The sequence below is a fragment of the Photorhabdus tasmaniensis genome, assembly GCF_011189505.1.
Classification (GTDB): domain Bacteria; phylum Pseudomonadota; class Gammaproteobacteria; order Enterobacterales; family Enterobacteriaceae; genus Photorhabdus; species Photorhabdus tasmaniensis.
Genome location: NZ_PUJU01000050.1, coordinates 17,932 through 37,186, shown reverse-complemented (window position 1 = coordinate 37,186; position 19,255 = coordinate 17,932). Strand labels below are relative to the sequence as shown.

18 protein-coding genes are annotated in these 19,255 nt (G+C 43.8%); 14 read left to right on the top strand and 4 right to left on the bottom strand.

The features are described 5' to 3' along the window. Positions 1 to 420: 420 nt before the first annotated feature. The 3 genes from C5471_RS18725 to hcaR form a co-directional block, all read right to left on the bottom strand. Entirely contained in the window at positions 421 to 1,203 is a 783-nt protein-coding gene (locus C5471_RS18725) for a fumarylacetoacetate hydrolase family protein (RefSeq protein WP_133813092.1), read from the bottom strand. Positions 1,204 to 1,272: 69 nt separating this feature from the next. Then, entirely contained in the window at positions 1,273 to 2,172 is a 900-nt protein-coding gene (locus tag C5471_RS18720; protein ID WP_133813091.1) for an alpha/beta fold hydrolase, read from the bottom strand. Positions 2,173 to 2,289: 117 nt separating this feature from the next. Then, a complete protein-coding gene (gene hcaR, locus C5471_RS18715; protein ID WP_133813090.1) occupies positions 2,290 to 3,168 on the bottom strand; it encodes a DNA-binding transcriptional regulator HcaR in 879 nt (292 codons plus the stop codon). 136 nt (positions 3,169 to 3,304) lie between these two features. Between hcaR and hcaE the strand changes: the two genes are divergently transcribed. The 8 genes from hcaE (at position 3,305) to C5471_RS18675 (ending at position 10,349) form a co-directional block, all read left to right on the top strand. Then, the gene (gene hcaE, locus C5471_RS18710) at positions 3,305 to 4,666 is read left to right on the top strand and encodes a 3-phenylpropionate/cinnamic acid dioxygenase subunit alpha (RefSeq protein ID WP_133813089.1); all 1,362 of its coding nucleotides are present in this window, start codon (positions 3,305 to 3,307) and stop codon (positions 4,664 to 4,666) included. Next, entirely contained in the window at positions 4,663 to 5,205 is a 543-nt protein-coding gene (gene hcaF, locus C5471_RS18705) for a 3-phenylpropionate/cinnamic acid dioxygenase subunit beta (RefSeq protein WP_133813088.1), read from the top strand. Before hcaE ends, hcaF begins: the two co-directional genes overlap by 4 nt. Next, positions 5,205 to 5,519: a 3-phenylpropionate/cinnamic acid dioxygenase ferredoxin subunit gene (gene hcaC / locus C5471_RS18700; protein WP_133813087.1), complete on the top strand. Its 315-nt coding sequence runs from the start codon at positions 5,205 to 5,207 to the stop codon at positions 5,517 to 5,519. Before hcaF ends, hcaC begins: the two co-directional genes overlap by 1 nt. 2 nt (positions 5,520 to 5,521) lie before the next feature. Beyond that, entirely contained in the window at positions 5,522 to 6,364 is an 843-nt protein-coding gene (gene hcaB, locus C5471_RS18695) for a 3-phenylpropionate-dihydrodiol/cinnamic acid-dihydrodiol dehydrogenase (RefSeq protein WP_133813086.1), read from the top strand. Continuing rightward, complete coding sequence (locus C5471_RS18690; RefSeq protein WP_133813085.1) at positions 6,354 to 7,307, top strand: 3-carboxyethylcatechol 2,3-dioxygenase; 954 nt, start codon at positions 6,354 to 6,356, stop codon at positions 7,305 to 7,307. The genes hcaB and C5471_RS18690 overlap by 11 nt, the downstream gene beginning before the upstream one ends. A gap of 1 nt (position 7,308) precedes the next feature. Next, on the top strand, positions 7,309 to 8,478 hold the full coding sequence (hcaD, locus tag C5471_RS18685) for a phenylpropionate dioxygenase ferredoxin reductase subunit (protein ID WP_133813084.1): 1,170 nt from the start codon (positions 7,309 to 7,311) through the stop codon (positions 8,476 to 8,478). Positions 8,479 to 8,709: 231 nt separating this feature from the next. Continuing rightward, positions 8,710 to 9,039: a helix-turn-helix transcriptional regulator gene (locus tag C5471_RS18680; RefSeq protein ID WP_133813083.1), complete on the top strand. Its 330-nt coding sequence runs from the start codon at positions 8,710 to 8,712 to the stop codon at positions 9,037 to 9,039. Then, a complete protein-coding gene (locus tag C5471_RS18675) occupies positions 9,033 to 10,349 on the top strand; it encodes a type II toxin-antitoxin system HipA family toxin (protein WP_133813082.1) in 1,317 nt (438 codons plus the stop codon). Before C5471_RS18680 ends, C5471_RS18675 begins: the two co-directional genes overlap by 7 nt. A 192-nt stretch (positions 10,350 to 10,541) precedes the next feature. On the opposite strand, the gene C5471_RS18670 is transcribed toward C5471_RS18675, so the two are convergent. Then, entirely contained in the window at positions 10,542 to 12,149 is a 1,608-nt protein-coding gene (locus C5471_RS18670; RefSeq protein WP_133813081.1) for an ABC transporter substrate-binding protein, read from the bottom strand. 371 nt (positions 12,150 to 12,520) lie between these two features. On the opposite strand from C5471_RS18670, the gene C5471_RS18665 reads away from it, so the two are divergent. The 6 genes from C5471_RS18665 (at position 12,521) to C5471_RS18640 (ending at position 19,255) form a co-directional block, all read left to right on the top strand. Then, positions 12,521 to 13,951: a gamma-aminobutyraldehyde dehydrogenase gene (locus C5471_RS18665; protein WP_133813080.1), complete on the top strand. Its 1,431-nt coding sequence runs from the start codon at positions 12,521 to 12,523 to the stop codon at positions 13,949 to 13,951. A 15-nt stretch (positions 13,952 to 13,966) separates the two neighbouring features. Then, positions 13,967 to 14,740 (top strand): nuclear transport factor 2 family protein, encoded by a 774-nt coding sequence (locus C5471_RS18660; RefSeq protein WP_133813079.1) that lies wholly within the window; start codon positions 13,967 to 13,969, stop codon positions 14,738 to 14,740. Between the two features lie 77 nt (positions 14,741 to 14,817). Further along, the gene (locus C5471_RS18655; protein ID WP_133813078.1) at positions 14,818 to 15,195 is read left to right on the top strand and encodes a DUF805 domain-containing protein; all 378 of its coding nucleotides are present in this window, start codon (positions 14,818 to 14,820) and stop codon (positions 15,193 to 15,195) included. A 348-nt stretch (positions 15,196 to 15,543) separates the two neighbouring features. Continuing rightward, entirely contained in the window at positions 15,544 to 16,764 is a 1,221-nt protein-coding gene (locus C5471_RS18650; protein ID WP_339959304.1) for an NAD(P)/FAD-dependent oxidoreductase, read from the top strand. Between the two features lie 143 nt (positions 16,765 to 16,907). Then, positions 16,908 to 17,162: a hypothetical protein gene (locus C5471_RS18645; RefSeq protein WP_133813076.1), complete on the top strand. Its 255-nt coding sequence runs from the start codon at positions 16,908 to 16,910 to the stop codon at positions 17,160 to 17,162. 275 nt (positions 17,163 to 17,437) lie between these two features. Continuing rightward, on the top strand, positions 17,438 to 19,255 hold the full coding sequence (locus tag C5471_RS18640) for a HEAT repeat domain-containing protein (RefSeq protein WP_133813075.1): 1,818 nt from the start codon (positions 17,438 to 17,440) through the stop codon (positions 19,253 to 19,255).

Here is a 19,255-nt window from a genome sequence, read left to right as displayed (position 1 = left end):
CATCACGAGTGGTGTCGTGAAGACGTTCAAGTTTGATTTTTTGTTCTGATGTAATAAATATTTTCATAGCGAGGATAATGATCTCCATTTCGGATAAAATCAAGCATCTTCAATGATTACGGGTATAAAGCTGATGTTCCGTCATTGTCATAGCAAGACATTATGATATTAGGCAAGGTGCTGGATTAGTTCATTAATATTTGTGACATTATCGACAATATGTGACCAATAATCTTGTGTTTTTACATTTCCTGCAACTATGGTTAATGACAGAGGGGGTAATATATTCATGTAATTATTGATTTTACGATAAATAATTCACCGTAAGTATTTAAGGCGTGCTGAACTTGAGTCTGGCAATTAATGAATGGTATTAAATTAAGGAGGCATTATTCTATTTTTTGCTCTAGGCTCATCTTTTCAGACAAAATTTATTTTGGCAGATCCCAGGCCCAGTAAGTTGATTTTCAACTGATCACCAGCATTAACCGATACCATTGTGGCAAGGGAACCTGAAAGAATAATTTCTCCCTGGCTTAGCGTCGTACCCAGCATTCCCAGCATATTCGCCAACCAGGCAACAGCGTTAGCTGGATGCTCTAGTACAGCAGCACCTATGCCGGTATCAATCAGTTTGTCGTTCTTTTTCAGTGTCATGGTAACGGCTGCTAAATCAATTTCTGATGGTAGACGGGTACCATCACCAATGACAAATAAACCTGATGAGGCATTATCAGCAACCGTATCGGTGATTTTTATTTTCCAATCACGGATACGTGAATCGACAATTTCGATACAAGGTACAACGTAATCTGTTGCTTGCAGTACATCTTCTGCGGTAATACCTGGACCACGTAGATTGCGTTTCAGGATAAAGCCAATTTCACCTTCAGCTTTAGGCGCAATTAATTGAGCAATGGGCACAGTGGCATTATTTTCGTAATACATATCTGAGGTGAGAATGCCGAAATCTGGTTGGTTTACGTTTAATATATCCATCACTGCCTGGCTGGTAATTCCAATTTTCTTACCGACAATTCGTTCATCGGTTGTTTCCAGACGGCGGGCAATCACTTTTTGCTGGATGAGATAAGCATCATGTAATGTCAGTTTTGGATATTCATCAGAAATCGGAGGGATGGCCTGATTATTCCGCCATGATTGAAACAATTTTTCGCCAAGATAGTTTATTACGTTATTCATTGGTTGTTGCTCCTGATCAGGCGACAAAAGTGATATTCCGGGGGGAATATCACTCGTCTGCAAGTAACATTATTTGTTGCCGTTTAGCAGAAAATCGATGTGAATTCGATTGAACGTGTCTGGATCCTCATATTGAGGCCAGTGACCACATTTTTCCATCACGACAAAACGGCTGTTTTTGATAAGTCCGGCAAGTCGCTGGCCTACGGAAACCGCGGCGGTTGGATCGTGAGTTGTCCATAGCACCAGAGTTTCGGCCTGAATTTTTGCCAGCTCATCTTCGGTCAGAAGATTACGCAGGCGGGTATCCATGTCTTGCAGGCACATAATGTTTTCCATTGCAGGTAACATATCCGGCTGACGATAAATTGCAAAACGGGATTCAACCAGGTCTTCTGTCACCATCGCAGGATCTTCCATCAGGAATTCAAGGCGTTTGCGGGTGGCTTCCAGATCCGGGTTTTTCACTGCATTCAGGCTCAGAGTGCGCAAGCGTTCCATCACATTTGGATCGGCAATCATACCTCCCGCGGTATTCAGCACCAGACGGCGAATATATCGCGGATATTTTGCCGCAAAGCGGGCGGCGACCCATCCACCTAAAGATTCACCGGAAAGGTGAATTTTCTTCAGATTTAATGTTTCGACAAAATCCCGCAAGTGTTCTACATAATCGATAATTTCATAAGAGCGGACAGGTTTATCAGTGAAACCATGTCCTAACATATCAATTGCCAGTACGCGAAAATGTGCAGCATGAGGCAGAACATTCCGCATATAGGCTTCCAGATGACCACCAATACCGTGCAAGAAAATCAGGGTTTCAGGGCCGCTGCCAGCTTCAAGTACGCGGGTTTTTATCCCTTTCACATCAATATGGTGTAAATGAACTTCACCACCAACAATGGCTGACCAAAGCGATCGTAACTCAGGTTGTACAGATTTATGTTGACGGTTTGTCGTTGACATAACAATATTTTCCTTACTTGTTTCGGGTTAATTTAATGTTAATATAACGACAACGAGCAATATTAACTAATACTTAATATGTCTAATCTGAAATGTAAAAACGATAATGCTTACTTTTTATAGATATTTATTTTCAACAATATCTATTAAATGTGATAATAATTCTGATGTATTGTCTTTTCGCCATGCCATTATTAGCTCTATTGTCGGTGAATATCCTGATAATGGCCGGCAAACAACAGCATCTGTCATGATGCTGGTAATATAGAATGGCACTATGGCACACCCTAAATTCAGGCTGACCATGTTTAAAATTAATAACAGATTGTTAGCTGTTTGAATAATGTTTGGTGAGACATTATATTCAGAAAAATAATTTTCTATAGTCTGTTGTAATATACCGGACTGTGCTGGATCAGGAATAATAAAGTTTTCACCATGTAAGTCTTCGACTGAAATTTTCTCACAATATCTTAGCCTATGATTAGCAGGCATTAGCACTACCAATGGTTCATTAAGAATAACTTTAAAATCAATATAATCACTCTTTATCGGCGAGCGCATGAAAGCGACATCAATGTCACCTTGTAGTAATTTCTCTTCTTGCCCTGGATTAAATAAACTAATAAGTTCTATTTTAGCTTCAGGATGAGAAAGGCGAAACACTGGGATCACTTCAGGTAATACCTTAACTTCTGCTGATGGGACAAATCCAATGGTAAGCACAATTTGTTCTTGTGCTGCTCTGCGTGCCATTTTTTTTGCTTTTTCTGCATTATCAAGAATAATCCTAGCCTGTTGGAGAAAAACTTCCCCGGCTTTGGTTAAAGAGACTCTGCGTTTATTTCTTTCTAATAATGTAGATCCAATATAGTCTTCTAAATCTTTTATTTGCTGGCTTAATGAGGGTTGCGCGGTATGCAATTTTTTTGCGGCTTTAGTAAAGTTTAATTCTTCTGCTACTGCAATAAAGTATCGTAAGTGTCTTAATTCCATTGCCGTTTCCTCTACATATCGAAAAAAAGTCTCAATTTAAACAAACAATGTATTTCACAAATTATTAATCTATTAATAGCATTAATTTTGCATGTTGGCAAAAAGTCAACTTTTCTTTTACATGAGGATCAATAATATGACATTGAGCAAAAACTCAGATATTTACCGCCTGATTGATGCCCGAGCCGGTCGTGTAACTCCTCAGATTTATATTGACCCTGAGCTCTATCAGTTAGAACTCGAAAGAATATTTGGTCGTTGTTGGCTCTTTTTGGCTCATCACAGTCAAATCCCGCGTCCGGGAGATTTTTTTAATACTTATATGGGAGAAGACAGTGTTGTTGTTGTCCGGCAGAAAGATGGTTCCGTTAAAGCCTTTCTAAATCAATGTCGTCACCGCTCAATGCGGGTTTGTTACGCGGATAGTGGTAATACCCGTGCGTTTACTTGTCCTTATCATGGTTGGTCATACGGTGTTGATGGGCGATTAGTTGACGTTCCATTGGAGTCGTGCGCCTATCCACATGGGCTTTGCAAAGAGAAATGGGGACTTCAGGAAGTTCCGAGTGTGGAAAGTTATAAAGGTTTGATTTTCGGTAACTGGGATACGACAGCGCCCTCCTTGATTGATTATCTTGGTGATATGGCCTGGTATCTTGATGGCGTGCTTGATCGTCGTGAGGGAGGAACAGAAGTTATCGGCGGTGTACAAAAGTGGATCATCAACTGTAACTGGAAATTACCTGCTGAACAGTTTGCCGGCGATCAATACCACGCTTTATTTAGTCATGCCTCTGCTGTACAGGTCTTGGCGGTAAAAGAGGGTGATGATGGAAAAGCGTTAGGCACCGGTCAGACTCCCCGGCCGGTCTGGGAAACAGCAAAAGATGCAGTGCAATTTGCTCAAAATGGTCACGGTAGTGGATTTTTCCTGACTGAAAAACCTGATGCTAACGTCTGGGTTGATGGTGCCGTCGCCCATTACTATCGTGAAACCTACGCCGAAGCAGAGCAACGACTGGGGAAAGTCAGGGCACTGCGTCTTGCGGGCCACAACAATATTTTCCCGACACTTTCCTGGCTTAACGGTACAGCGACAATGCGAGTGTGGCATCCACGTGGACCAGGCCAAGTGGAAGTATGGGCATTTTGTATTGCAGACAAAGCGGCTTCACCAGAGGTAAAAGAGGCTTTTGAAAATAGTGCAACCCGTGCATTTGGTCCGGCAGGTTTTCTCGAACAGGATGATTCAGAAAATTGGGTGGAAATCCAGAAGGTACTCAGAGGCTACAAAGCCCGTAACAGCCCGTTGTGTATGGAAATGAGGCTGGGACAAGAAAGAGTGCGGGATGATGGTATTCCAGGCGTGACCAACTATGTTTTTTCCGAAACTGTCGCTCGTGGCATGTATCAACGCTGGGCTGACTTACTGACCAGTGAAACTTGGGATGAGATAGAGGAAAAAAGCCGGGCTTATCAGCAGGAGTTGGTCAAATGAAAGAGTTAATTGTCAATCAAGAAAAGCGAGTATCGCTAGAGCTGCATTATGAAATAAGTCAGTTTTTGTATGACGAAATAGCGTTACTGGATGACTGGAAATTTCGGGACTGGCTTGAGCTGTTATCAGAAGATCTTAGTTATACCATGCGCACCATTGTTAACGCCCAAACCCGCGACCGCCGCAAAAGTATCCAGCCTCCAACCACTTGGTTATTCAATGATAATAAATTTCAGCTTGAACGCCGGATTGCCCGGTTAGAAACTGGTATGGCCTGGGCAGAAGAACCGCCATCCCGTACTCGTCATCTACTGACAAACCTGGTGATTACTGAAACCGATTTGCCAGACCAATTTCATGTTCAGTCCAATTATCTGCTGTACCGTTCACAAAAAGAGAAAGATGAAGCTTTTTATGTCGGTAAGCGTCTGGATTGTGTTCGCCGCAATCTGAATACGGGTAGCTGGCTGGTTTGCAGACGTGAAATTACCTTGGATCAAGCCGTCTTAACTTTCCATAACTTGAGTGTCTTATTCTGATGAGCCAGTTATTTGCATGTACTGTTGAAGAATTGCCCGATGGAGAAGCGCGTAAGGTGGAATACACACCGGATATTGCGTTGTTTCACTATAACGGCGAATTCTTTGCTGTTGATGACCGGTGCAGTCACGGTAATGCCTCTATATCCGAAGGGTATCTGGAAGACAATGCGACAGTTGAGTGTCCACTGCATACGGCCAGTTTTTGTCTTAGAACCGGGAAGGCGCTTTGTCTTCCTGCGACAGATCCATTAAAGACGTATCCTGTTGTTGTTGAAGATGGAAAAATTTATATCACTGTTTTGGAGGAATAATAATGAGTTGGATTAAAGATCAAGTCATTTTATTAACAGGTGGTGGTTCTGGTTTAGGTTTGGCTTTAGTAGAACGTTTTATTGCGGAAGGTGCCAAAGTTGGTGTATTAGAGTTATCGGCGGAAAAAACGACAGCTCTGGCCCATTGTTTTGGTAAAGATATCTGCGTCATTCAGGGAAATGTCACCTCTTTTGCAGACAATGAGCGGGCAGTGGCTGAAACTGTCCGATATTTTGGCAAATTGGATTGCTTTGTCGGTAATGCCGGGCTTTGGGATCACAAAACCAGCCTGCTTGATGCGTCAGCAGAACAGATTGACAAAGGATTTGATGAACTGATGGGTGTTAACCTGAAAGGGTACATTCTGGGGGCCAAAGCGGCATTACCTGCGCTAACAGCATCAGAAGGCAGCATGATTTTTACGTTGTCGAGTTCATCATGGTTTTCTGGTGGAGGGGGGGTGTTGTATACCGTCAGCAAACATGGCGCAGTCGGGATGATCCGCCAGTTAGCATATGAACTGGCACCGGTTATCCGAGTTAATGGTGTCGCGCCGTGTGGAATGCCAAGTGATCTTCGTGGCCCGGCCACATTATCCCAACAGGATAAATGCATCACAGACAGTCTGCCACTGGAAAGTATTGGTGCAGTTTTACCTTTGCAATTCACGCCTCAGCCGGAAGATTTCACCGGCCCATATGTCATGCTCGCTTCCCGTACAAACAACCGTACCTTAACCGGTGTCATGATAACCGCTGACGCCGGATTAAGTATTCGCGGAGTTCGCCAGACCATTGCCGGGATTATGTCACCGGATAAAAAGGGGAATTCAGATGACCGTTAAATTGATTTGTACTTCACACACACCTTTGATGGATTTTTGTTCTCCACCTGGAACGACAGAAAAGCATGTTCGGCAGGTTTTTCAACAACTGGCTGAACAGGTGAAAGAATATGATCCAGACTTGATAGTGATTTTCGCACCTGACCATTTCAATGGTTTTTTTTATGACCTGATGCCGGCATTTTGTGTTGGGGTCAGAGCGAATGCAGTGGGGGACTGGGATATTGGCAACGGTCCACTCAATGTGCCTGAAAACACCGCGAAGGATCTCATTTCTGCTTTGTACGACACCGGTATTGATGTTGCCCAATCCTGGCGTATGCAGGCTGATCATGGTTTTGTTCAACCATTGATGTTGCTTTGCCAGGATTTACAGCGCTATCCAACTGTCCCAGTCTTTATTAACTGTGCCGCCAGTCCATTACCGACATGCCGCCGTACTGTTGCGCTCGGTCGTGCGATTGGACAATTCTTGTTTAAAACAGATCAGCGGGTATTGTTGCTAGGTTCTGGTGGTTTATCACATGATCCACCGATATCGCAGATTGGACAGGTTTCGCCGGAAGTAGAAGAAGGTCTGATCGCCGGGAGAAACCCGACAAAAGAGGCGCGTCAACGACGGCAAAGCCGGGTGATTGCGGTTGGAGAATCGTTGGCTCGTGGTGAAAATGTTGCAGCTCCGTTGAACCCTCAGTGGGATGAAGAATTATTGAGTATTTTTTGCCGTGGCGATATACAGCGCCTTGCTTCATTGACGAATGGCGGGATCGCTATTCAGGGTGGTAAGGGGGGACAGGAAATCCGCTGTTGGATTGCTGCTTTTGCGGCGCTTTCTGTTTATGGCGAATATAAAGCCCAACGACATTATTACCAACCTATCAAGGAATGGCTGGCTGGAATGGCAATGGTCAGTGCTCAACCTGTGACCCAGATAGGAGCGTAATATGCGAGATCAGATTTTTATTATTGTCGGAGCAGGGCAAGCGGGGGCGATGGCCGCCGCAACCTTAAGGCAGCAACAGTTTGATGGCGATATTATTTTAATTGGTAAAGAATATCATGCACCTTATGAGCGGCCGACTTTATCAAAAGAGTATTTAATGAACGCGGAAGAGGAACCTAAATACCTGTTTTCCGAAGATTTCTATCTGAAAAACCGGATAGATTTGCGGATGGGGCAGCCGGTCGATCGTATTATTCCTGCGGAACATGGCGTCGTTTTAGAAAATGGCGACAAGCTCAGATATGACAAACTCCTGCTCACTATGGGGGCAAGAGCCAGACGGTTTCCGCTACTCGATCAACTGGGTGAAAATGTTTATACCCTGAGAACATTGGATGATGCGCAACGTTTACGTCAGGCGGTGAAAAAAGGTAAACGGGTTTTGATTGTCGGCGGGGGTGTTATTGGTTTGGAACTGGCGGCAACCGCCTGTGAACTGGGCGCGAGTGTGACGGTTATCGAACAAGCGGATAACATTATGGGGCGTTGCGCACCTCCGTTGTTGCAGGATTATCTTTTAAATCGTCATCAGGAAAAAGGGGTGCAATTCTTCCTTGATATTAATATTGTTTCCGCACAAAGGCAGGGGAATGAATTAGTTCTTATGCTGAACACTGGAGAAAGGGTGATCGGAGATATTATTATTTATGGTATCGGTGCGGAGTTCAGGGATCGGCTCGCTGCTGATGCCGGTTTGGTGACTAATGGTGGTATTGTCATTGACAGCCGTTGCCAGACGTCTGAACCAGATATTTTTGCCGCCGGGGATGTTTGCCTTCAAAGAGAGCCTTTAACCGGGGATCTCCAACGTCGTGAAACTTGGGAAAATGCTAACCGCCAGGCAACTATCGCTGCACATGCAATGATGGGACTGGAACCTCCACTGCCGGGAGCTCCGTGGTTTTGGACAGATCAGTGGGGCATTAATATCCAGATGGTCGGCAAAATGCAGGCTGAGAAATGGCATATTCAAGGTGACTTGCAATCAGATAAAGCCGTTTTGTTGGGTACAGAAAATGAAGTTTTAGTGGGTGCTGTCGCGATTAATCAGGGAAGAGAAATGCGGAATTTACGGAAATTACTCTCTAATCCTATGGTTATTGAGGTGTAATGTTTGAACAAGTCAATTTTATAGAGATAAGTAATGATGGTATGACTGGTAATGAACTGTGTTTTATTATCGAATATCGGTGACTGTCCAAGTGGTCACCGATAGTCATTACATGAATCTATTTTTTCTCTTTTCGCAACACTAAACCACAAGATGACAATTACACTATAATGCGCTAATTTATACCCATAATGTCTATTTTTCTATTTAATGTACTAAAATGAGAACACTATGGGGTTTCTTGAAAAATCAGCCTCGGCAATGGCAGTAGAATTAGGAGAGCGCTTGAAACAAGCCCGGTTAAACAATGATCTCACTCAAGCTGAAATCGCTGAACTTGTAGGCGTCACAAGAAAAACCGTTCTGAATGCTGAAAAAGGCAAAGTCCAATTAGAGATCTTTGTGGCCATTATGGCCGCGTTGAACTTGACCGAACAACTGGAGCTTTTTCTCCCTAAACAAAACATATCACCAATCCAACTTGCTAAACTTCAGGGCAAAAAACGACAGCGAGCATCCAAGAACAGAAAAAATAGTGAAGAGGATACGCCAGAATGGTAATGGAAGTTATCAGTGTCACCTACAAACAACATGACGTGGGGGCAGTGAGTTTTGACACAAGTACAGGCTTGGGCGCATTTGAATACGATCCCAGCTTTATCAAAAAAGGGATCGAACTGTCTCCGTTGAAAATGCCCCTAGCAAAGCGAATCTACAGTTTTCCAGAACTCGACTTTAATACGTTCAGAGGGTTGCCTGGATTGATTGCAGACTCTTTACCGGATGAATTTGGTAATGCTGTACTCAATGCATGGGTTGCCACTCAGGGTAAGTCTCCTAATGACATTACACCTTTACAGCGACTTCAATATATTGGGAAACGGGGTATGGGTGCTCTTGAATATGTACCTGCTACCAAAATTAGAAGCCTCAATGCCTCACAACAAGTTGAGATTGAGTCACTGGTTTCGATCGCTCAAGAAATTCTTGACTCCCGAGGTGAATTTGCTGTCGAGTTGAATAAAGACGGTCAGGAAGATCGCGAGGCTATGATGTCACTGCTTTCTGTCGGCATGAGTGCTGGTGGAGCAAGACCCAAAGCTGTACTTGCTTTTAATGATGACTTCTCTCAGGTTCGCTCTGGTCAGGCTAAAGTTCCGGACAATTTTATTCACTATCTAGTGAAATTTGATGGTGTCAGCGAGCACAACAAAAACCAGGAAACCTTTGGTGATCCACTAGGCTTTGGCGCGATGGAATATGTATACCATTTGATGGCAAAAGACTGCGGTATAGACATGATGCCCTGCCGATTACTCCCTGAGGGTAACAGGCGTCACTTTATCACACCGCGTTTTGATCGTCTGGGGAATAAAAAAATCCATGTTCAAACATTAAATGGACTTGCGCATGTTGACTATAAAAAGCCTGGTTCCTTCTCCTATGCAGAGCTATTCAGTGTTGCAAGGCAGCTAAAACTATCGGCTAAAGATGCTGAACAGTTGCTGAGAAGAATGAGCTTTAATATCGTTGCCCGAAACCATGATGATCACGCTAAAAACTTCGCTTTCATATTAAAAGGAGAAAAATGGGCTTTAGCTCCAGCCTATGATTTAGCCTATAGCTACAAACCTAGCAGTAAGTGGGTAAACAATCACTGGATGAGTTTAAACGGTAAAAGAGACAACTTTTCTCGGCAAGATTTTCATTCATTGGAAAAACTCAGCCCACTGTTCACCAGAGAAATTATCAACGGAATTATTAATGAAACCATAGAAAAGGTCTCTACCTGGAGGAAGCTTGCTGTTGAAGTTGGTGTGCCAGATTCATTGATTAAGGAAGTCGACTCAAATTTGAGATTAAATATCTAATTGGAACCGTTGCACGCCATTGCCAGGATGCTACGCGAAGAAGGTGGCGGACGCCGACAGCCTGATGGCGTGCATAAATATAAAACAAAATGATACTGAGCGTACCATTTTGTTTTTAGTTGAGAAGAATTAAAAAATACATTCTCTTCTCTTTGTTTATTTAAGTGATACAATAAATTAAATACTATCCTGTTAATGTTCGATAATATAAAGATCTTTCGATGATACAAAACCAAGCAGGTTGATATAATATCCACCAATATAAGGTTTTACCAGTCTGGCACTAACATAGTAATAAATGGGAATTGACGGTACATCTCTTGTAAGAATATCTTGTGCTTGTTGAAAATATTTTATATCGTTTGTTGTTTGGGCTTTTTTCATCAGATCATCATAAATATCATTACTATATAATGATGTATTATTAGAACTGTTGGTCACAAAATTATTTAAAAACGAGGCTGGATTATCGTAATCAGCTATCCATGCATGTCTCACCAAATCAAAATTACTTTGATGCATGGTGTCTAACATTGTTTTCCATTCTTGATTTTGTAAAACAGCATCTACTCCTAGATTTTTCTTCCACATTGAGGAGGCGGCTATTGCAATCTTTTTATGATCCTCTGATGTATTATAAAGAAGTTTAAATTTCAATGGGTTACTTCTGTTATAACCCGCTTCATTCAATAATTTCCTGGCTTTTTCAATTCTTTTCGCCAGTGTCCATGATGCATAATCAGGTTGTTTTAAATTCATTCCTCCCGTATTCGGCGGGGTATTATTATAAGCGGCTTTTTGACCTTGGCCTAATACCTTATTTGAAATGATGGTTTTATCTAAAGCCAAATTTAATGCCTGTCTGACTCTAATATCATTAAAAGGTGCTTTTTGGGTATTAAATTCGTAATAATAAACACCTAATTTAGGTGAAATGTGAACCTGGCTACCTAACTTAGTTTTTAAGGAGTTAAATGAAATTGATGGGATGTTTTTTGTTATATCTATTTCCCCGGCTAAATAACGGTTCACTACTGCTGTTTCTGACGTGACGGCAAGATAGGTGACTTTATTAATAACGGTATGTGCATTATCCCAATATTGTGGATTTCTGATACCAATGACTTTCTCATTGACGATCCATTCAGCCAGTTTAAACGGGCCACTACCGACAAATACATTCGGCTGAGTCCATTTCTCACCATATTTCTCAACCGCTTTTTGACTGATAGGCACCATAACCGGATGTGCCATCATCTGTAAGAAATAGGCTAACGGCTGCTCTAATGTTACTTCTACCGTCATATCATCCAGTGCTTTGACTCCTAATTCATCGGCTTTTTTCTTTCCGGCAAGAATATCTTTAGCATTGGCTATATACATGTTTTCAATATAGCTGCCATATGGAGATGCCATTTGAGGATCAATTAAACGTCGCCAACTAAAAACCACATCATGGGCAGTAATAGGAGAACCATCAGACCACTTTATTCCTTCTCTTAAATGAAATAACCAGACTTTATTATCTTTGGTTTCCCAACTGACTGCTAAATCGGGATTTAACTTACCATCAATGCCTGTGTCAATTAATCCACTAAAGAAATCATGAATAATATCAAATTCAACATCACTTTCAACTTTATGGACATCAAGAGACGCCGGTTCTGAACCATTATGACGAGTAATATCCTGATTAATGGCCAGTTGTGTACCAGGTGGAATAATTGCTGCATGAGATAATGTTAAGCTTCCAAGTATAATTCCTGTGAATAATGATAGGTTTTTTATTGTCTTTTTCATCGTGATTTCTCCAATAAGATTTGGGATTTTAATATTGACATTGCAAATTGAGCAATATCTGATATTGGCTCGATTGTAAATAACCCTGCCGAGGAATGGTCCGCCGGATCTCTTCTTCCAGAGCCGGAAGCGGCAGACCAAATTGAATCCGTTGGTTTGCTATATTAGCCGGTTAGTAAAATCTAAAATCCTCGATCCTGCTCACAGATTGGCATATTTTCCTGAACAGGAGTATCGGGAGTTATATCTATGTATCTAATTACTCTTTTGTTTTCACTTTTTAGTTTCAACAAAATTAACAGGAGAGTAACAATTGAATATATCAAATTATAAGTTATATTTTATATTATCTAATCTATCAGGAGGTAACCATGGCGGTACCAACGCTCAGACATTTCATTAATAGTCAGTATGTTGAATTTAAAGGTTCCGAATATTTTGACCTAGTCAGCCCGGTCACTGGCGAAACCTATGCGCGTTCTCCTAATGCGACTGTAGCAGATGTTGATGAAGCTTATGCATCGGCTAAAGAGGCGTTCAAAATCTGGGGGCGTAGCACACCGTCAGCACGTCAGCTGGCGTTGCTGGCCTTAGCCGATGCAGTGGAAAAAAACGCTGAACGTCTGATCGAAGCGCAAAGCCGCAATACAGGGCAGCTCAAGCATCTGATTGCCTCTGAGGAAGTTGCGACGTCAGTGGATCATATCCGTTTCTTCGCGGGTGCCGCCCGTTTTCTGGAAGGCAAAGCGACGGCTGAATATCTTCCTGATATGACGACTAGCATCCGACGTGAACCACTGGGCGTAGTGGGTCAAGTTACGCCGTGGAACTACCCGTTGATGATGGCAGTATGGAAGATAGCGCCTGCGCTGGCAGCGGGCAATACTGTGGTACTCAAGCCAAGCGATACCACGCCGGAAAGTACTCTGTTACTGGCTGAACTGGCCGCTCCGTTCTTCCCGGCCGGTGCATTCAACGTGGTGTTGGGTAATGCTAGCGCCGGCGCTCTGGTCGTTTCACACAAAACGCCCGCTATGGTTTCCATCACAGGTTCCGTGCGTGCAGGTTTGCAGGTTGCCTCTTCGGCGGCGGCTAATCTTACCAGAGCGCATTTGGAGCTAGGTGGCAAAGCGCCAGTGGTTGTTTTCGCCGATGCAGATATGGACAAAGCGGTGGCGACCATTGCTACTGCGGGGTACTTCAATGCGGGTCAGGATTGTACGGCAGCCTCGCGCGTGCTGGTGCATGAATCTGTTTACGATACCTTCGTCGCCAAATTGGTGGCGGCAGCTAAAGCGACCCGCTTTGGTTCTCCGGAAGATGAAGAGGCGCTGTATGGGCCGCTCAATAATGTTCGTCAGCTGGAGCAGGTCAACGGGTTCATTACGCGTCTGCCCGCTCATGCCCATATCGAAACAGGAGGCCGTCAGGCCGAACGTTCGGGTTATTACTTTGAACCTACGGTAATTACCGGTCTGGAACAGCACGACGAAGCAATCCAGACCGAGATTTTCGGTCCGGTCATCACGGTGCAGAAGTTCTGCGATGAACAGGATGCCATAGAGAAAGCTAACGACGTGAAATACGGATTGGCCTCCAGTGTCTGGACCCGTGACCATGGCCGCGCGTTGCGTCTGTCACGTGAACTCGATTTTGGTACCGTCTGGATCAACACTCATATTCCTCTTACGGCAGAGGCACCGCACGGCGGCTTCAAGAGCTCCGGATATGGTAAAGATCTGTCGGCTTATGGCTTCGATGAATATACGCGTATCAAACATGTGATGAGTTCCAACGACTGACACAGGACATCCGTAATGATTCAGAATAGATCTCCACGCGACTTGGTGTCGCGTGCGCACCACGAGCTGTTTACTGATCGTGATGTAGGAGCGCTTGAGCGTTATTTTGCGCCGCATTTTATCGAACATTCCCCGTTGGTTAAAGATGGTCTTGCCGGATTACGTGAGCGGGTCTGGACACATCCTGAACTGCACCACGAAACGTATCGTGTACTACAGGATGGTGATCTGGTTGCCATCCACGGTCGTTTTACGGGATTAGACGACCATCCGTTGGTCGGTTTCGATTTGTACCGGGTTGCCGACGGCTTAATCGTAGAACACTGGGACGGCCTGGTACCGCAGGCTGCCCCCAATGCCAGTGGCCGGACTCAGTTAGACGGCCTGACTGAAACAGACCATGGTCATGACCGGGAGAAGAATCGCGAACTGGTGGTCAACTTTTTCACACGTACTCTGATCGAGGGTCACTACGAAGAGTTTGGCAACTACACCAATGGTGAATTGTTTCGCCAGCACAGCCCCGATATTCCCGATGGTACGGCTGCGGTCATTTCGTTTCTTAAGCAACTCAGGAATGAAGGGCAGGGCCTGCATTACGCCAAAATTCACCGTACGGTAGCCGATGGGCAGTTTGTTCTAACCCATTCGGAGGGGAGTATTGCCGGAGTGCGTCACGGCTACTTCGAGCTATGGCGAATTGAGAATGGCAAAGTGGCTGAACTTTGGGATGCTATCACCCCGGTACCAGAGGATGCGAAAGCGCTGCATAGGCACGGTATTTTTTAGCGAATTTCACTGTGCAGTGATCGGCCACAGCGCGAGGCGGCAGGGTAGAACCTGCTGCTTCATAAGAGAGGACAATAATGCACTGGTATTTAAATGTATTAAAGAACTATGCAGGCTTCAGGGGACGAGCCAAACGTAAGGAGTTCTGGTATTTCGTTTTGTTCCAGATCCTAGCTGTATTTATTATCTCTTTCCTTGAAAGCTACTTTGCCGTTGCCAATCCTGAAGTTTATATGGGCTGGTTCAGCGCTGTCTATCTGCTGCTCACGTTTTTGCCCGCGCTAGCAGTGAATGCCCGCCGCCTGCATGACATCAATTACAGCGCTTGGTGGTTACTGTTGCATCTCATACCGTTTATCGGCACCGTTATCCTGCTGATTCTCGCCGGTCTGAAAGGGAGCTCTGAGAGCCGGACTCACTCACAGGGAAACGCTCCGAACCAGGCCAGCGGGTGATTTCAAGCTCATGACAGGAGTGCTGAAATGACAATGAACAGAAGAGATTTTATCTCTACCGCCGCAACGCTCGCGGGGGTGGGAGTGCTTTCATCCGTACTTCCCAACTTATCCCTGCTCGCCCGAACCTTAACCGCGACCAATGCTCCAGCTGTCAATGTTGATAAGCTCCGGCCGATACTGTTGGCGGATGCGCAGCACAGAGCCAGCCGGTTGGGGCTGGATCCGCGCATCTGGAGCTGGCATAAAGACGCAGCTGCTAACACCATGCCAGCTAACTATTATGAAGCTTCTCTAGCTGACTGGTCAGCTTTTGGAAGCCTGCCTGGAGATCAGAACTGCGAGGTTGTGGTCATCGGCGGTGGGTTGCTGGGTGCTTCCACCGCATTGCATCTTGCTGAAGCGGGCGTAGACGTGATTCTGGTTGAAAAGGATAACATTGGTTCAGGCGCTTCTGGCCGCAACGGAGGACAGATGACCCCCGGGCTCGCACGCTGGGAAGCTGAAACCATGCTGGAAAAACTTTCATCCGATGAGGCTAAACGCTTATGGCGTTTTGCGTCTATTGAAACGATGAATCTCGTGGATGAACTCCGTGAGCGTTACAGTTTCGAATGTGACCGCAAATATGGTCATATCACTGTTGCGGTGCACGCAGGCCACATGGGGCCGCTGGTGGCGAATGCCGATGCCCGGCGCCAGATGGGAGATACGGCGATGAAGATTATCGGCCCGCACGAATTGCAGGAAGAGTATGTGCGTTCGGCCATCTACCATGGAGCGAATATCGACAGTATCGGTGGGCAAGTCCAGCCTCTGGCACTGTTGCGTGGCCTGGTTTATGGTTTCGCCAGACTAGGTGGGCGAATCTATGACAGCACGAAAGTGAAGAGCATCAGGCAGGATGCTGGTGGCACAATCGTAGAAACTGATCGGGGGGCTATCAGGGCAAGTAAAGCTGTGGTGCTGGGTGTGCATGTCTCCACGAGTGAATTTATCTCCGGCCCTTCCACCACGGTGCCTTTTTTCTCCTACGTGGCGGTAACGCCACCGTTGCCCGTGGATGTCAAAGAGCTGATCCCGTCAGATCTGCCGGTCTACGATACACAGTTACAGGTTGACTACTATCGTGCGGTGCGCAATAACCGCCTGCTGTTCGGTGGACAGGGTACTGGCAACTCTTGGTCACCGCGTGATGTGAACAACTATCTGCTTGAGCGTATCAGAACTGTATTCCCGCAGTTGGAAAAACCCGAACTAGAATATTCCTGGGGCGGGATCAGCGATCTGACTCTGAATGGTGCCACCGATGCCCGCAAGAGCGGCGACAGCGTACCCGTGTATATGGTGCATGGTTGGAGTGGTCATGGAGTGGCGCAGACGGTGCGCATTGGCAAAGCAATTAGCGACGATTTTATCAGACGCAACGACGACTTTACCATGCTTACCCGCATTGACCACGCGAGTATCCCGCTGGGTGCCTATCTCTCTCCGGTAGCCATTCCGTTGGCTAAGGGTGTTCTGGGAGTGATAAGCACGCTTAATCCGGCAGAGATGGTTTCGTTCTGAGCCGCAGGGCGTGGGGTTTCGTGGGCCAATATCGGTTATATTTGCATTGGTTAATGATTGTATGTGTATTCTTTATGCTATTAATCGTTAACTTGAGGTGCATTATTCAAACTCTACATAGGAAAACCAGACTCGATAACAACATGGCGGCACTTCATCATGAGTACGACGATGCTGATGCAGCGGCTGATCGCCTTGAAAATATTATTAAGGAGCTGCATCAAGCGCCAACTGGTATTGCCGGACAATCAGTTTCTGATGAATATGTTATTTCTGGCTATGCCGGCACAGGCACTTACCGAACTGACACCGGAAAAGAAAAGGCTGCAAAAAATGGGGAAAAGGATATCAAAAATGATAAAATATGTGATCTATATTACATTTATATATCAATTTAATACCTCTAATTCTTTAGCTAGTTGTTTGTAATTTTAGTTCTAATAAATTATTATCTCATTATTAAATTACAATAAATTTTTTTAAAATCATATTTTTGAGTTTATTTTTTTAATCCGGGTTATGTTTTAATTTATTTGTTTTACAGTATGTTTTGGCCTGTCATATGAATGAGCGATGATATAATGACTCCTTGCTATTCCATCATTCTGATCTATTCTTTTTTTATCTACCTCTCTATTTATTCCTTCGCTATCATCAAAAGGCGGAATCACATATGAACGCTTATATTAAACACGTTAAAAAATTTAATGAGGTTTGTGAGCATTATCAGATACATAAGATAAGAGAAGATGAGCAGACTTACGATCCGGTTAACTCACCTGTGATTATGCCTGCTAAATTGATAAAAGAAGCTTTTAATCCTGAGTTGTTTTCTGATGATATTTTATTTTCACTGTTTAATATTTTGAAAAAAGAGATGATAGCTTCTCAGGAATCTTTATTTCGGGTGTATATAGAGGGTAGATTAAGTGCGGAGCATATTGATCCTATCCTCTATACCGATCCTCATGAAAACGAGACGTTTGAGAGCTGGATATCGCGAGCGACTGGGAGTGAACGGTTCTGTGTTATTGTCAATGATACTGAACGTTGGTCTGATGATATTTCTCAAGCAGTTTCTTCAATTTTTGCTCCTTTGCGAAAAATTCTTGGGGAAAGAAACACTTTAATAGGAACTTGTCTGTTTATTGGTAACTATGGATACACACCGTTTGGTGTCCATCTTGATGATCCTTATAGCTCAGTGGTGCATTTTCATCTTGGGCCTAACGCCAAAGAAATGTCTTTGTTTAATAAAGATATTTTTGAAAAAATAGAGGGAATAAGATATCGGTTTGATATGGAGAAACTACGGCCCTATGCCGATAACTGGATAATAGAAGCCGGCGATATATTTATTCTGCCACCACATCATTATCATATTGGAAATACACCACAATATTCAGTTGGAATGGGAATTGTAGTGAATAAAGAAACAGAAGACCGTTTGGAAAATATGCTCATTAATAAGGGTATTGCCCATTTGATCGCTGAAAAAGGCATTGATAATCTTATTTCTGAGGCGGAAGAAAAAAATATCTCTCTGTCAGACTGGTTACGTGATTCACGTGATAGTTATTTTACTGCTTTACATGAAAAAAATGGGTTGCCAAAAGCAAGAAAGTGTAAATACTTACATTTTGATGAACAGAGCACAGAAGAAATTTTAAAATTAGATCAGTTGGAAAAAATAATTTCCAAGACGATGGAGAGTAATGGTGGGGATTTCTGGTCGATAGGTGAGGTTTTAAATAGGTTATCACGTGATAATATTATCGAGATATTGAATGATCTGTTAGAAAAGAAAGAAATCACTGATAAATATGAACTTCTCTCTGAAGATAGCATTTATATTCACCGACAGAAAAACTTTAATTTACTTATTCGCTTTATTGGTAAAACAAATAATGAAAAACTGTACGTCAATGAGTTCGATACTTTCATCATCAATCCATCACAAGAAGCAATAGGAATTCCTTATTATAAATGCAAAATTAATCATGATGATCCATTTATGCAACCAGAAGCATTGACTTCATTAGGCGTTTTCACTTTCGAGCCAAATAAGTTATATCGCTTTAATGCTTACGAGAATATTCTTGATTTCGGTTGTGATAATCATGATAGCTCTTTTTTACTCATTGCACATTCAGGTGCCAAAGGGTGGATCAGTTGGATTTATGATCGCATGAGCTTACAACCAATCGAAACTATTTGCACTAATTTAAGTGCGTCACGTATTCAACTGTATGTCCGGCTATTGGGAGCGATGAAATATCATGGCGCAAGGGCTGCACTGGCGAAACTTGCAACGTCTGATTATGCCAATTTTGTTCGTTGGGAGGCCATAGAAAGTCTGGCGCAGATTGATAGTGCTGCATGTCTGGAATTGTTACACCAGATAGCCCGCGAAGATACCGATACGATGATGCGTGAAACGGCAAAAAATAGTTTACAGCTCAATGGACTTGACATTGCAAGGGAGGATTAA

What these genes read in the sequence shown, in the direction of transcription:
- C5471_RS18725 (WP_133813092.1), bottom strand. Translation starts at nt 1,203, where the DNA reads ATGAATAACGTAATAAACTATCTTGGCGAAAAATTGTTTCAATCATGG.
- C5471_RS18720 (WP_133813091.1), bottom strand. Translation starts at nt 2,172, where the DNA reads ATGTCAACGACAAACCGTCAACATAAATCTGTACAACCTGAGTTACGA.
- hcaR (WP_133813090.1), bottom strand. Translation starts at nt 3,168, where the DNA reads ATGGAATTAAGACACTTACGATACTTTATTGCAGTAGCAGAAGAATTA.
- hcaE (WP_133813089.1), top strand. Translation starts at nt 3,305, where the DNA reads ATGACATTGAGCAAAAACTCAGATATTTACCGCCTGATTGATGCCCGA.
- hcaF (WP_133813088.1), top strand. Translation starts at nt 4,663, where the DNA reads ATGAAAGAGTTAATTGTCAATCAAGAAAAGCGAGTATCGCTAGAGCTG.
- hcaC (WP_133813087.1), top strand. Translation starts at nt 5,205, where the DNA reads ATGAGCCAGTTATTTGCATGTACTGTTGAAGAATTGCCCGATGGAGAA.
- hcaB (WP_133813086.1), top strand. Translation starts at nt 5,522, where the DNA reads ATGAGTTGGATTAAAGATCAAGTCATTTTATTAACAGGTGGTGGTTCT.
- C5471_RS18690 (WP_133813085.1), top strand. Translation starts at nt 6,354, where the DNA reads ATGACCGTTAAATTGATTTGTACTTCACACACACCTTTGATGGATTTT.
- hcaD (WP_133813084.1), top strand. Translation starts at nt 7,309, where the DNA reads ATGCGAGATCAGATTTTTATTATTGTCGGAGCAGGGCAAGCGGGGGCG.
- C5471_RS18680 (WP_133813083.1), top strand. Translation starts at nt 8,710, where the DNA reads ATGGGGTTTCTTGAAAAATCAGCCTCGGCAATGGCAGTAGAATTAGGA.
- C5471_RS18675 (WP_133813082.1), top strand. Translation starts at nt 9,033, where the DNA reads ATGGTAATGGAAGTTATCAGTGTCACCTACAAACAACATGACGTGGGG.
- C5471_RS18670 (WP_133813081.1), bottom strand. Translation starts at nt 12,149, where the DNA reads ATGAAAAAGACAATAAAAAACCTATCATTATTCACAGGAATTATACTT.
- C5471_RS18665 (WP_133813080.1), top strand. Translation starts at nt 12,521, where the DNA reads ATGGCGGTACCAACGCTCAGACATTTCATTAATAGTCAGTATGTTGAA.
- C5471_RS18660 (WP_133813079.1), top strand. Translation starts at nt 13,967, where the DNA reads ATGATTCAGAATAGATCTCCACGCGACTTGGTGTCGCGTGCGCACCAC.
- C5471_RS18655 (WP_133813078.1), top strand. Translation starts at nt 14,818, where the DNA reads ATGCACTGGTATTTAAATGTATTAAAGAACTATGCAGGCTTCAGGGGA.
- C5471_RS18645 (WP_133813076.1), top strand. Translation starts at nt 16,908, where the DNA reads ATGGCGGCACTTCATCATGAGTACGACGATGCTGATGCAGCGGCTGAT.
- C5471_RS18640 (WP_133813075.1), top strand. Translation starts at nt 17,438, where the DNA reads ATGAACGCTTATATTAAACACGTTAAAAAATTTAATGAGGTTTGTGAG.